Raw genomic sequence first — 12,829 nt, forward strand, 5'->3', positions numbered from 1 at the left:
GCCCGGCCTCGCCCAGGACGGCCTGCTCCAGCGTGAGATCGGAGACCGCGCCGCCGGTGGCAGGCGGTCAGGCGACGGGGATCCAGGCGAACCGGCCGTCGGGACCAGGTTCGGCCCGCCCGAAGACCACGTCGGCGAAGTGGCCGCCGTAGCCGATGGTGTCGGGGCGGCTCAGTTCTTCGACCAGGCGGCGGCGATGCTTGGCGGATTTTGCCGGGTCGTGGTCGATCCCACAGGACCATTCGGGGTGGGTGACCTGGACCGGCGCGTGCAGGGCGTCGCCGAACGCGATGAGCCGCCGGTCGCCGCCTGTGATGGTGTAGGTGGTGTGGCCGATGGTGTGTCCGGGCGCGAAGGAGGCCCGGACGCCGGGGAAGATCTCTTCGCCGTCCCTGATCGTGCGGACCCGGGGTTCCATGACGGCGAGTCGCTGCTCGGCGGCGAGGTCGCGCCGCTCCCACTCGGGCGCCGCGACCAGATGAGCGGCGTGCGCGAAGGGTGGTGCGTCGTCGCCGGGGGCGGTGCTCCACGTCCAACCTAGGTGGTCGCTGTGCAGGTGGGTGATGGCGATGGCCTCGATCTGCTCCGGCGTACGGCCCAGCCGCCGCAGGCTGTCCAGCAGTTCACCCCCGTACAACCGCCCCAGCAGCGGGTTGGCCGGGTCGTCGGGGTGGGACTCGGGTCCGAACCCGGTGTCGATGAGCAGCGCCTGGTCGCCTCGCTCGACCAGCAGCCCGCCGATCCCGGCGACCAGAAAGCCGTCGTCGTCGAGGTGGTCGCGGTGGGTGGCCCAGTCGGTGGCGGTGGCGGTGGGCAACCAGCCGCGCGGCTTGAGTCGGACCACCCCGTCGGGGACGTACGTGATCGTTAGGTCGCCCAACTGGAGCGAGCGGACGCGGGGCGCGCGGCTCAGTCGCGCGCGGTCGAAAACGGTCGTCGTGGCCATGTTCCTGCCTCGTGCTCAGAGAGACACCACCGGACGGCGGCACAGGAGACGTTACAACTAGAACCATTCTAATTGCAATTGTTTGAGTTGTAGTAGACTCTGGCCATGACCGACGAGCGTGGGACCCAGGTCCAGGCCGACCGTGAGCTTTGCGGCCTGATCAACGGCCTGGCCAAACAGATCGAGGCGCACGTCCGGGTCCGCGCGGCCACGCTTGGCCTGACCGCCTCGCAGGGCGTCGCGTTGCGCGAGCTGACCGGTCCCATGACGTTGCGTGAGCTCGCCGAACGGATGAGCTGCGAGCCCTCCAACGCCACCTTCGTCGCCGACCGCCTCGAGGAACAGGGCTACCTCGAACGCCATCCACACCCCGGCAACCGCCGCGCCAAGCAGCTCGTCCTGACGTCCGCGGGCGCCGAACTCCGCGAGCGCCTCCTGGATCTGCTCTCTAAGGACTCCCCGCTGGCCCCGCTGTCCCCCGAAGAGCAAGACGCCCTGCAACACCTCCTCGCCCGCGCCGTCGTCCACTGATCCCCCGGGACCATCATCAGGGACTCCTTATCCGAAGCCTCCCCGGCCGTCCGGGGTCGGCCGCATCACGTGGTCGCCGATCTCCACGGGATGCCGGTAAGAATCGAGCCAGACGCCCAAAGGCGACCGCGCGTGACCGGGAGTTCCCGGGCGGCCATTTAGCAAGCAATACGACCTGTGCAAACGCTCGATTCAGCGTTATCGCGCCGCAGAGCGCCGGACTCATCCCCGAACGTCCGGACCGAAACCAACCCTCGGCGGATTGCGCGGTTGCGCACCGTGACCTGCGGCGACCCCACTCGTTTGGGCCGTGCGCGCGATTCGGGGCTTGAGCAGCAACCGAACGGCCAGTCACGGCCAGGAGCCCGGCGGACGCCTCTTATCGTCACTGGCTGTTCGCGCGGCCGCGGTCCCACCGCGACCAGCGCGCTGGGCACGGGGACCCGACAGACACCGGGTGCGAAATCGATGAGCAGATCCCGACCGGCCCTTGAATTGGTCCTCAATCGGCCTACAGGATCGGACCTTATCGAGTGTACCGATTCCTGCCAGGCTGAGTGGCATGACAACGACAGCGACCCGCTTCGACGGCCGGCTCCTCACGCCTGGCGACGCCGGCTACGACACCGCCCGTACCGTCTGGAACGCCATGGTCGACCGGCATCCGCGCATGATCGTCCGCGCGGCGGGCGTCGCCGACGTGGTCGCCGCCGTGCGGATGGCCCGGGAACTGGACCTGGAGATCGGCGTGCGCTGCGGCGGCCACAACGTCGCCGGCTTCGCCGTGCCTGACGGTGGTCTCATGATCGACCTGACGTTCATGGGGGGCGTGCGGATCGACCCGGCCCGTCGCCGGGCTCGGGTGCAGGGCGGCGCGCTACTCGGCGCGCTGGACCGGGCGTCCCAGGCGTACGGCCTGGCCACCACCGCCGGCAACGTCTCGCACACCGGCGTCGGCGGGCTCACGCTCGGCGGCGGCATGGGCTGGCTGGCCCGCCAGTACGGCCTGGCCTGCGACAACGTCGTCTCCTACACGATGGTCACCGCCGAGGGGGACGTGGTGACCGCGAGCCGCACCGAGAACCCCGACCTGTTCTGGGGCCTGCGCGGCGGTGGCGGCAACTTCGGCATCGTCACCGAGTTCGAGTTCCAGTTGCATCGCATCGGCACGCGGACGCTGGTCGCCGAGTTCGACTTCCGCGCCGAGGACGCCGTCCCGGTCATCGAGGGCTGGCGCGACCTGAACGCCGTCGCGCCCCGGCAGGCGACGTTCACCGCCAGCGTCGGCAGCGGTCCCGCCGGCCCGATCGCCACGCTGGGGTTCGTGTGGGTCGGCGACCCGGACGAGGGCCGCCGGCTGCTGCCCGCGATGCGGGCGCTCGGGCGTCCCGTCGCGTCGCGCGTCACCACACCCTCCTACCTCGAACTTCAGCAACGTGACGACTCCACCGGCGGTCACGCCTACCGCCGCTACTCCAAGGGGCACTACCTGCGGAGCTTTCCCACCGCGGCGATCGAGGCGTTCCTGCTGCGCGGCGGCGCCGACCTGAGCGCGAGCCTGGACCTGCCGGGCGTCGGCCTGCAGGCGCACGGCGGCGCGATCGACGATGTCCCGGATGCGGACGCGGCGTTCAGTCACCGCGGCACGATGTTCGAGTTCGGTGCCGGCTCCCGCTGGACCGACCCGGCCGAGGACGACGCCAGGATGGGTGCCGCCCGCGCCGCCGGTGCGTCGCTCGAGCCGTACGCGAGTGGGGTGTATGTCAACTCGTTGACGGCCGACGAGCTGGCCGATGGGCAGCGCGGCGTCCGGCGGGCGTATTCGGCCGCGAAGCTGGTCCGGCTGACCGCGGTGAAGACCGCGTACGACCCGGCCAACGTGTTCCACCTGAACCAGAACATCCGTCCGGCACTGTGACGGGCCGCGTCAGGATCCTCGTACCTCCCGGATGGCCGTCGCCAGCAGCGCGACCCCCTCGGCGATGGCCCTTTCGCCGAGGATGGCGTAGCCGAAGATCAGGCCACCGGGCCCGGCGCCGTCGATCCGGAACGGCCCGACGCCCTGGATGCCGAGCCCGTGCCGGGCGGCTGCCGCCACCACCGCCGCCTCATCGAGGTCGGGCGGGAGCCAGGCGGCCACATGCTGCCCGGCGGCGATTCCGGCCGGTTCCAGATCGGGCAGATGGGTGCGCAGGGCGTCCAGCAGTGCGTCGCGGCGGCGCCGGTACACCGGACGCATCCGGCGCAGGTGACGGTCGAACTCGCCGCGGGCGAGGAAGTCGGCGAACGTCAGCTGGTCGATGACCGACGAACCGCGGTCGGCGAGCAGCTTGGCCGTGGAGACGTCGGTCACCAGGTGGGCAGGCAGCACCAGCCAGCCGAGCCGCAACCCCGGCGCGAGCGTCTTGCTGGCCGTACCGCAGTAGACGACGTGATCGGGCGCGAGGCCCTGCATGGCGCCCACCGGCGAGCGGTCGTAGCGGTATTCCGCGTCGTAGTCGTCCTCGATCACGATCGCGCCGCGGCGTTTCGCCCAGCGGATCACCTCGGCCCTGGCCGCCGCCGACAGCACCCCGCCGGTTGGCCACTGGTGCGACGGCGTGAGCACGACGGCGTCGGCGTCGGCCCGATGGAGCGCGTCGACCTGAACGCCGTCCGGACCCACCGGGATGCCGACCACGTCCAGTCCCGCGGCCCCGGCCAGGACCCGGGCGTCGTCGTCGGACGACGGGTCTTCCAGGGCGATCCGCCTGGCGCCGCGCCGCGCGAGCACCTGGATCAGCAGCGCGATGCCCTGCCCGTAGCCGTTGCAGATCACCACATTGCCGGGGACGGCCAGCGTGCCGCGCACCCGGTTGAGGTAGTCGCACAGGGCCTCGTGCAGTTCCGGCACGCCACGCCCGTCGAGGTAGGCGAACCGGTCGTTGGGCGTGGTGGTGAGCACGGTACGAACCGAGCGCAGCCAGGCAGCCCGCGGGAACTGCGACACGTCGGTGCGCCCGTACCCGAAGTCGACCCTGAAGCCGACGCTGCGCGCGGCCGGCTGCGCCGTCGAAGCCGCGGAGCCCGCGCCGGCGTTGGCCGGCGGCATCGACGCGGCGACCCGGGTGTAACCGCCCGATCGGCTGGCGAGGTAGCCCTCGGCGACAAGCTGCTGGTAGGCCTCCACGATCACCCCGCGGGAAACCCCGAGCCCGGTCGCGAGGGTGCGGGTGGGTGGCAGCGACGCGCCCGCTCGCAGCCGGCCGGCCCGGATGCTTGCGCGGATGGACGCCTCGATCTGCCGGTGCAGTGGCACCCCGGCGTCGCGGTCCAGCTCAATGAGCAGGTCCTCGACCGGTCCGGAATTGGTCCTCAATCGCCCCACAGGATCGGACCTTACCGGCGTGTACCAATTCCTGCCAGGCTGGGTGGTCGGTGGCGAACTATCCAGATGAGCTCCTGACCCGGGGCCACGGGGACTGGGGCCATCTCTCTTCGACAAGTCACAAATCGCAAGCAGATCGCAGGAGGCGACGAATGAACGACACTGAGCCGCAGACCTCAGGCGGGAAGGTGCTCTGGCACTTCACGATGTCCCTGGACGGCTTCGTGGCAGTGCCGAACCACACCACGGACTGGATGACCCGGATGTCATCTCGTCCGGGCCTGATCGACCAATACACCCACCACCCCGAGGATGCCACGCCCGCCGACGACGTCACGTTCCTGAACTGCGAGGCGTGCCCGTGCTGAGGCAAGTCGCGGAGGGTGTGCTGGTCCACGAGAGCGAGTTCGTGCAGAGCAACGCCGTTGTGGTGCAGGGCTGGGCCGGTGTGTTGCTCATCGACCCCGGGGTGACCAGCTCTGAGATCGACTGCCTCGCGAACGACCTTCGCGAGTTGGGTCAGCCCGTTGTGGCAGGGTTCTCGACGCATCCGGATTGGGATCACGTGCTCTGGCACGCCCGGCTCGGCGAGGTGCCCCGTTACGGCACGGCGCGCTGCGCGGCTTACATGCGAGATCTGCTGTCGGATGCAGGTGCGAAGGCCCGCATCGCCGACCACCTGCTCGAGACGGAAATCGCCGGGCAGGTACCGCTGGACCTACTCGGCCTCATCACCGGCCTGCCCGCCGAAACTGCGCAGATTCCTTGGGACGGCCCTCACATCCGGATCATCGAGCATCAAGCGCATGCCCCGGGCCACGCGGCGCTGTTGATCGAAGAACGCGGGGTTCTCATCGCCGGCGACATGCTCTCTGATGTCCTGATTCCGATGCTTGACGACTTAAACAGCACCAATGACCCGATCGAGGACTACCTTGCAGCGCTGCGGCTGCTCGAGGAGGTGGCGGACGATGTCGATGTCGTCGTCCCTGGCCATGGGTCCGTCGGCGAAGCTGATCAGGTACGCGCACGGATCAATCAAGATCAGGCGTACGTGCACGCCTTGCGTGACGGCCGGGATCCCAGCGACCCGCGGATCGGCCCATCGGCCAAGCCCGGCTGGGAATGGGTGAGCGACGTGCACACAGGGCAACTCCGGAGCCTCGCCCAAAGAAGCGAGCGCGACGGAACGCCCCGCTAGCGATCGGTGTGCGACACAGCTAGTACGCGCGGGTCGCCAGTCGGGCTGGTCAGCGGGGGTTGCCCTCTGCCGCAGCAAGGTGGGCGTCTTCGAGGGTGTTGTGGACGCCGCCGACGACCGGCGTCCCGGAAAGTTCTCCAAAGAAGTCCGGGAGGAGGTGTCGGATCGGGGCGGTGGCGTTCGTAGCAGGGATGAGGCCGCCCGCAAGGGGCGACGCCAAGGTGAAGGAATCGCGATCATGAAGCTGACGACCGTGACTCAGGTCACCCTCGATGGAGTGATGCAGGGAAACGGCGGTGCGTCGGATGAGGACCGCAGGAACGGATTCGAGCGCGGCGGATGGGCCCGGGGGGCGGGTGACGACGAGACCAGGACGTTCATCACGCAGACCTACCAGCGCGCCGAGGCGTTCCTGTTCGGCCGGCGCACCTACGAGTTGTTCACCTCCTGGGACCAGACACATCCCATCGGCGTGGCCTTGAACAAGGCCCCCAAGTACGTTGCCTCGACCACGCTCACCGCGCCGCGTTGGGAGGACACGACCGTTCTCCGCGGTGACCTCGCGGCGGCCATCAGTGAGCTGAAGGCCAAGCCCGGGGGTGAGCTGCAGGTGCACGGCAGTGGCATCCTGACCCGGTGGCTGCTGGAGAACGATCTGGTCGACGAGATGATTCTGATCGTGATCCCGGTGATCCTCGGCCAGGGCGCGAGACTGTTCCCGGAGACCGGTCCGGATCTTGCGCTCGACCTGGTCGAGTCGCGGGTCGACTCGAAGGGCGTGACGATCCAGGTCTACCGGCCGGCCGGGCGCCCGCGGTATGCACGGGGCTGAAGTCCCTCCCACCGAACCACGCTGTCCTGACACCACAGGAGATGATCTTCAGATGCAGTACCTGGTTTCCGTGATCGATGACAAGAGCAATCCCGGCAGCACGGACAGGCGGCCTGCCATCAGCGCGTTCAACGAACGACTGATCGCCGAGGGCTACTGGGTTTTCGCGGGCGGACTCGCGGACACCGACGCGGCCACGGTCATCGACAACCGGGGCGAGCAGGCGGTGTTCAGCGACGGGCCTTTCGTGGAGTCGAAGGAGTACCTCGCCGGCGTCTGGGTGTGGGAGGCCCCCGATCTGGATGTGGCGCTCAAGCTCGCCGCCGAGGCGTCGAAGGTCTGCGATCGGAAGATCGAGGTGCGGCCGTTCCTGTGAGCGACGTCGAGGAGGCGATCACCCGGGCCCACCACGACGAGTGGGCGAGGGTGGTGGCCGCCCTGACCAGGCGTTTCGGTGACCTCGACATCGCCGAGGAGGCGGCTGCTGAGGCGTTCGCGACCGCCGTGGAGCGGTGGCCGGCCGACGGCGTACCGCCCAACCCCGGCGCCTGGCTGACCACCACCGCCAACCGCAAGGCCATCGACCGGATCCGGCGCGAGAACAAACGCGACGACAAACACAAGGAGGCTCAGATGCTGCACGACAACACCCCACCCGAGCCGCTGGGCGCCATCGACGATGACCGGCTCCGGTTGATCTTCACCTGCTGTCACCCGGCGCTGGCGGTGGAAGCACGCGTGGCGTTGACGCTGCGCATGGTCGGCGGTCTGACCGTGCCCGAGATCGCCCGTGCCTTCCTGGTGCAGGGGACCACCATGGAGCGGCGCATCACCCGCGCGAAGGCCAAGATCAAGGCGGCTCGCATCCCCTATCGGATGCCGTCCGCCGACGATCTGCCGGCTCGTGTCTCCGGCGTCCTGGCCGTCCTGTTCCTCGTCTTCAACGAGGGCTACCTGGCCAGCGGCCCCGACACCGATCCCGTACGACACGACCTGACCACCGAGGCGATCCGGCTCACCCGCCTGATCCGCGCGCTCCTGCCGCAGGACGGAGAAGTGGCCGGGCTGCTGGCGCTGATGCTGCTCACCGAGGCCCGCCGCACCGCCCGGATCTCGGCGAACGGCGAACTGGTCGCGCTCGACGAGCAGGACCGTGGGGCCTGGGACGCGGAACTGATCGCCGAAGGTCATCGGCTGGTGCGCGAGCGCCTGGCCGCTGCCGCTGCCGGGGTGGCTCCGGGTCGCTACCAGATTCTCGCGGCGATCAACGCGGTGCACACCTCCGCACGTGACATCCGCGACACCGACTGGTCGCAGGTCCTCGCCCTCTACGACCAGCTCGTCCGCCTCGACCCCTCGCCGATCATCGCCCTCAACCGGGCCATCGCCGTGGCCGAGCTCGACGGGCCGGACGTGGCACTGGCCATCGTTGACCGCCTCGCCGAGGCGTTGGCCGACTATCACGCCTACCATGCCACCCGCGCCGACCTGCTGCGCCGGCTGGGCCGAAGACAGCAGTCACGCGCGGCCTACGACCAGGCCATCGAGCTGGCCGGCAACACCGGCGAGACCGCCTACCTCACCCGCCGCCGCGCCCAACTGCAGTAGCGCCCGCGCTTGAAGAGCGCACGTGATACGGCGATGAAAGGCGACGCGGAACGCGGCACTATTGACATGTTCAGACGCCAACCCTTCTCGCCGAGCAACGGCGCAGGATTCGGGGGCGCCGGGTGGCGGCGGCCGTAGAGACGCGGCCTGTTCTCGACCGGCCGCGACTCGCGCGGTACTGCTCGGCCCGGAAAGTCGCACGCCAACGCCAATGCAGACGCCGTCCCGGCAGGCCTACTCACGCTGACCATGGTCTGGTTCGCGCTCCCTCTTGCTCCGAGCCACACGACTACATCGGCCAGGCTCCTGCTCGCAGGTGGTCATGTACTGGCAGCGGCGATCGTCATACCGGGCCTGACGTGGGCGATCCGGAGAGCGCCGCGACATCTCTAGCTGTCGCACGCGGCTGAGAAGCGTGCGTAGGTGCCTCCACACCACCGTGGTCGGTTCGCCAACGACACACGCGCCGGAAGATCTCGACGACATTTTGTGGGCGGTGTCGGATCGGGTCGGGGGTGTTCGTAGTGGGGGTGAGAGGCCGCCCAGGAGGGGCGCCCCGGGGTAAGGGAAGGACGTTCCTCATGACTAGCTTGACGGAGCCGAGCACAGTCACCACACGCCGCTCCAGCCGCCGGATGTGGGCGATCCTGGGGCTGGTGCTGCTTGCCGACGCTATCGACGTGATCGATGGGACGATCACGAACATCGCGGCCCCCACCATCGCGCGCGAGCTCAACGGCGGTGAGAGTCTGATCAAGTGGCTGGGACCGGCGTACATGCTCGCCATGGGTGTCCTGCTCCTGACCGGCGGACGGCTGGGTGACAAGTTCGGCCAACGCAGGCTTTTCCTGGTCGGCATGGGTGGGTTCACCCTGGCCTCGGCAGTCATCGGGTTCTCACCTGACCCGGCTCCGCTCATCGCCGCCCGGGTTGCTCAGGGAGCGTTCGGGGCTCTACTCATCCCGCAAGGCATGGCGATCATGACGAAGGCGTTCAGCCGCGACATGCTCGCCAAGGCGTTCGGGCTGTTCGGCCCGATTCTCGGTATCTCCAGTGTCGGCGGCCCGGTCCTGGCCGGATTCATCATCAACGCCGACCTGTTCGGCCTGTCCTGGCGCCCGATCTTCCTCGCAAACATCATCCTTGGCGCTGTTGGGCTGGGCATAGCCGTCAAGATCCTGCCGCGTGACGACGACGGCGACCGGTCCACCGTCGTCGACGGTTGGGGCTCCGGCCTGCTTGCGGTAACCATGCTCGGGCTGCTGTACGGTCTGATCGAGGGCTCGACCAACGGCTGGAGCGCCGTCCCTGTCGTCGCGATCGCCGTCGGCGTCCTGTTCTTCGCTGCCTTCGCCTACCGTCAGCGCACCGCAACCCACCCGCTCATCACGCCCTCGCTCTTGAAGAACCGAGGTTTCACCTCCGGAATGCTCGTGGGCCTGGCCGTCTTCGCCGCCGGCACCGGCCTGTTCTTCGTGCTGTCGCTGTTCCTGCAGGAGGGGCTGCACGCCAGCCCGCGGGACGCCTCGCTCGGCCTGGTGCCGCTCACCCTGGGGCTCATCGCCGCCGCGTTCGCCGCCATGGGTGGCCTGGTTGCCAAGCTCGGTCGCAGGCTCGTCTTCATCGGCCTCACCGTCTCCCTCGTCGGTTGTGGTTGGGTCCTGGCCCTCGTCGATCACTCCGGGACGAACGTCAGCCTCTGGGCGCTGGCCCCGGCGTTGATCGTCATCGGCATCGGCACCGGCCTCTGCTTCGCCACGATCCCCACCGTTGCTCTCGGCGACGCGAGCCCTGAGGAAGCCGGCAGCGCCAGCGGCTCGCTCAGCTCGATCCAGCAACTCGCTTCAGCGATCGGCTCGGCCGCGGTCACGTCGATGTTCTTCCAAGCCGCAACCTCCGGACTGGCTCATGCGATGAAAGTCACTCTTATCGTCGTTCTGGCCGTCACCGCCCTCAGCCTCCCGATCGTCGCCCTGATGCCCCGCAAGGCACCATCAGAACCCCACCAGTGAGCAACCGGCCATCCTCGCCGCCTGGCTGACCACCACCGAGAATCAGCGTGTCTACCGCGTCGACGAACCCCATCACGCTTGCCTTGAAGGCTTTGTTGGTGGTCTCGGAAAAGGGCTCCCCCGACACAAACTGAGCCCGTCGTCTCCTCCGCGGCGATGTTGTCGACGGTAACCCACTGCTGGACTATGAGGTTTCGCATCACGGATCCGACACCGGAGGAACTAGAGCGATTCTTCTTTCGAGGACGAAACCGCGCGCGGGTTATCGACCTCCTACCTCGACATTTCCTGGCGAACTTCAACGAATCCGCGCACTCCGAGGCGGCCACAATCGGGCACGGGGACGGCCACTTCGCGTCCCAGGCCCGCCAAGGACATGGTGGTGCCCCACAATCAGCCGCGTCGGATCGCCTCTTCTCGATCGGCACCCGGTGCGGTCGGCAGGAGCAGGCCTTTCCGCGCACCGCGGTGGGGATACGGCGTGGGCGATCCACCCAACGCGGGCGACCTCGCGCCGCTCAGGCAGACTGACGCTCCTCCCGCTGCCGGATCAGTTCCTCGACCGCGCTCGGCAGGGTTGTCTCAAAGTCGATCAGTTTCGCCCAGGTCGGGGTCACGACGATCCGGACCATGCCGTCGTGGTAGAGCGATCGCACCTCCGCCTCCCACGCGACCCGTTGCTCGGGCGTCATCTCGTAGGTGCTGGTCGTCTGGAGGTACTCGTCCGGGATGCAATCGACGAAGTCCAGCTCGGCCCGGCCGCGGATGAGCAAGATCTTGGGCGGGTGCACCTCGGTGTCGATGGTCAGGGCGACCATCGGGTTCTCGCGCAGGGCCTGGAGCTTCGGAGCGTTCTTCGGGGTGCACATGACGATCTCCGAGCCGTTCCAGGCAAAGATGATCGGGATGTTGCGGGGTGTGCCGTCCTTGGCGACGTAGGCCAGGCGGGTCATGTCGCGGGCCAACAGCTCCCGGCTGAGCGGCCGGTTCAGAATCTCGGTGACCTCGTGCGATTCCACGGTAATTCCTCTCATTGTTGTTTCTCAGCGTCGGTTCAGGGGCGTTCGGCCACTGCTTGCGCAGTGGTCGGTTGTGGTCTGGGCGGCGGGGTCCCGTTCGACAGGCGCAGGGCCGGGTTGAGCATCGCGGTGACAGCGAGCGACGCCACCGCCATCACCGCCATCGCCGCACCCACGGGCAGGTACTGCGCGACCAGCCCGGCCAGCGTGGCGCCGGCCGCCTGCATCGCCTTCATGCCGGTCACGTGCAGGCCCAGCGCCTGACCGCGGACGTCTTCGCCGATCAGCGCGATCAGCCGTTCCTGCAGCAGCAGTGTGGATGCGAAGCCGATCGACGCCACCGCGACGACGCCTGCCGCGACTGGCGTGCTGAGCGGCAGTGCGAACAGCAGGTACGGCAGCGCGAGCAAGAATCGCAGCGGGGTGACGTACCGCCGCCGCCCCTGTGGCGACATGAACCGCCCGGCGGCCAGATCGCCGAACAGCATGCCCAGCGCCGCCGCGACGAACAGCGCGGCGGCGGACCGCGGCGCGTAGGGCACGAACAGCGCCTCGCAGCCCACCACCAGGCCGTTGGGCACCCACGTCGCCAGGTAGACGGCCCGGCGGGCCGGCGTGGACAGCAGGTGCCGGTTGACCTGCCAGGTGGCCGCGACGGACGGGCGGCCGGACGCCCGCGCCGGCCGGGCGCTGAGTCCCCACCGCAGCACCAGAGCCGCGACGAAGGCCAGCGCCGCGCTGATGGCCAGCGTCGCACGCGGCGACACCACCGCCAGCAGGATGCCGCCGAGCGCGAAGCCGGCGATCTGCATCGCGCCGACCGAGATGTTGAGCGCCGAGCGGCCGAGCACGTACCCGTTCGGCGGCACGATCTCGTTGAGCAGGCCGTACCGGACACCGCCGCCGATCGAGCTGACCAGGCCCAGAGCCAAGATCACGGCGAACATCGCCCACAGCGGCATGCCCGGCATGGCCAGCGCCAAGCCGGCCAGGCCGCCGGCCAGCGCGGTCAGCGTCAGCGCCGCACGCGGTCGCACCCGGTCGGCCACCGACAGCAGCGTGGTGGCGCCGACCAATTCGGCGAACGACGGCCCGAACATGCTCAACGCGGCCAGCAGCGGGGAGTCCGTGCGGGCATATACCAGCGTGGCGAGCGCCAGCCCGTTCAGCGTGGTCGAGGCGACCTGCGCGCACGAAGCCGCGAACAGCGGGGTGAACTCGGGTGTTCGAAACAGGTCCTGGTACGTACGCATTGCTGTGGATTCCCTTACTCTCGTCCGCCGTCGGGCCTTCACAGCATCCGGCGGCCGCCA

Annotated in this window: 12 protein-coding genes; 8 read left to right on the forward strand and 4 right to left on the reverse strand. The window is 68.9% G+C overall.

Annotated features, from left to right (window positions below):
- Nucleotides 1-67: 67 nt before the first annotated feature.
- Nucleotides 68-946 (reverse strand): MBL fold metallo-hydrolase, encoded by an 879-nt coding sequence (locus Q9G87_RS23275; RefSeq protein WP_305918553.1) that lies wholly within the window; start codon nt 944-946, stop codon nt 68-70.
- 105 nt (nt 947-1,051) lie between these two features.
- Between Q9G87_RS23275 and Q9G87_RS23280 the strand changes: the two genes are divergently transcribed.
- A complete protein-coding gene (locus tag Q9G87_RS23280; protein ID WP_305918554.1) occupies nt 1,052-1,477 on the forward strand; it encodes a MarR family winged helix-turn-helix transcriptional regulator in 426 nt (141 codons plus the stop codon).
- Nucleotides 1,478-2,039: 562 nt separating this feature from the next.
- A complete protein-coding gene (locus Q9G87_RS23285; protein ID WP_305918555.1) occupies nt 2,040-3,395 on the forward strand; it encodes an FAD-binding oxidoreductase in 1,356 nt (451 codons plus the stop codon).
- 9 nt (nt 3,396-3,404) lie between these two features.
- Here Q9G87_RS23285 and pdxR read toward each other — a convergent pair whose 3' ends face one another.
- Nucleotides 3,405-4,835: a MocR-like pyridoxine biosynthesis transcription factor PdxR gene (gene pdxR, locus Q9G87_RS23290; RefSeq protein ID WP_305918556.1), complete on the reverse strand. Its 1,431-nt coding sequence runs from the start codon at nt 4,833-4,835 to the stop codon at nt 3,405-3,407.
- Between the two features lie 161 nt (nt 4,836-4,996).
- On the opposite strand from pdxR, the gene Q9G87_RS23295 reads away from it, so the two are divergent.
- The 6 genes from Q9G87_RS23295 to Q9G87_RS23320 all read left to right on the forward strand — a co-directional run bounded on the left by Q9G87_RS23295 (nt 4,997) and on the right by Q9G87_RS23320 (nt 10,497).
- Nucleotides 4,997-5,212, forward strand: coding sequence for a hypothetical protein (locus Q9G87_RS23295; protein WP_305918557.1), 216 nt, complete (start codon nt 4,997-4,999; stop codon nt 5,210-5,212).
- Nucleotides 5,206-6,045 (forward strand): MBL fold metallo-hydrolase, encoded by an 840-nt coding sequence (locus tag Q9G87_RS23300; protein ID WP_305918558.1) that lies wholly within the window; start codon nt 5,206-5,208, stop codon nt 6,043-6,045. The genes Q9G87_RS23295 and Q9G87_RS23300 overlap by 7 nt, the downstream gene beginning before the upstream one ends.
- A 238-nt stretch (nt 6,046-6,283) precedes the next feature.
- The gene (locus tag Q9G87_RS23305; protein ID WP_305918559.1) at nt 6,284-6,877 is read left to right on the forward strand and encodes a dihydrofolate reductase family protein; all 594 of its coding nucleotides are present in this window, start codon (nt 6,284-6,286) and stop codon (nt 6,875-6,877) included.
- Nucleotides 6,878-6,929: 52 nt separating this feature from the next.
- Nucleotides 6,930-7,253: a YciI family protein gene (locus Q9G87_RS23310; protein ID WP_305918560.1), complete on the forward strand. Its 324-nt coding sequence runs from the start codon at nt 6,930-6,932 to the stop codon at nt 7,251-7,253.
- Entirely contained in the window at nt 7,250-8,485 is a 1,236-nt protein-coding gene (locus tag Q9G87_RS23315) for an RNA polymerase sigma factor (RefSeq protein ID WP_305918561.1), read from the forward strand. The genes Q9G87_RS23310 and Q9G87_RS23315 overlap by 4 nt, the downstream gene beginning before the upstream one ends.
- Before the next feature lie 581 nt (nt 8,486-9,066).
- Nucleotides 9,067-10,497 carry an MFS transporter gene (locus tag Q9G87_RS23320; protein ID WP_305918562.1) on the forward strand — a complete coding sequence of 477 codons (1,431 nt, stop codon included), beginning with the start codon at nt 9,067-9,069 and terminating at the stop codon, nt 10,495-10,497.
- A gap of 518 nt (nt 10,498-11,015) precedes the next feature.
- On the opposite strand, the gene Q9G87_RS23325 is transcribed toward Q9G87_RS23320, so the two are convergent.
- Both Q9G87_RS23325 and Q9G87_RS23330 read right to left on the reverse strand, forming a co-directional pair.
- On the reverse strand, nt 11,016-11,516 hold the full coding sequence (locus Q9G87_RS23325; protein ID WP_305918563.1) for a pyridoxamine 5'-phosphate oxidase family protein: 501 nt from the start codon (nt 11,514-11,516) through the stop codon (nt 11,016-11,018).
- Between the two features lie 35 nt (nt 11,517-11,551).
- Entirely contained in the window at nt 11,552-12,769 is a 1,218-nt protein-coding gene (locus Q9G87_RS23330; protein ID WP_305918564.1) for an MFS transporter, read from the reverse strand.
- Between the last annotated feature and the right edge of the window lie 60 nt (nt 12,770-12,829).

The organism is Nonomuraea turcica, assembly GCF_030718205.1.
Taxonomy (GTDB): domain Bacteria; phylum Actinomycetota; class Actinomycetes; order Streptosporangiales; family Streptosporangiaceae; genus Nonomuraea.

What these genes read in the sequence shown, in the direction of transcription:
- Q9G87_RS23275 (WP_305918553.1), bottom strand. Translation starts at nt 946, where the DNA reads ATGGCCACGACGACCGTTTTCGACCGCGCGCGACTGAGCCGCGCGCCC.
- Q9G87_RS23280 (WP_305918554.1), top strand. Translation starts at nt 1,052, where the DNA reads ATGACCGACGAGCGTGGGACCCAGGTCCAGGCCGACCGTGAGCTTTGC.
- Q9G87_RS23285 (WP_305918555.1), top strand. Translation starts at nt 2,040, where the DNA reads ATGACAACGACAGCGACCCGCTTCGACGGCCGGCTCCTCACGCCTGGC.
- Q9G87_RS23295 (WP_305918557.1), top strand. Translation starts at nt 4,997, where the DNA reads ATGAACGACACTGAGCCGCAGACCTCAGGCGGGAAGGTGCTCTGGCAC.
- Q9G87_RS23305 (WP_305918559.1), top strand. Translation starts at nt 6,284, where the DNA reads ATGAAGCTGACGACCGTGACTCAGGTCACCCTCGATGGAGTGATGCAG.
- Q9G87_RS23310 (WP_305918560.1), top strand. Translation starts at nt 6,930, where the DNA reads ATGCAGTACCTGGTTTCCGTGATCGATGACAAGAGCAATCCCGGCAGC.
- Q9G87_RS23320 (WP_305918562.1), top strand. Translation starts at nt 9,067, where the DNA reads ATGACTAGCTTGACGGAGCCGAGCACAGTCACCACACGCCGCTCCAGC.
- Q9G87_RS23330 (WP_305918564.1), bottom strand. Translation starts at nt 12,769, where the DNA reads ATGCGTACGTACCAGGACCTGTTTCGAACACCCGAGTTCACCCCGCTG.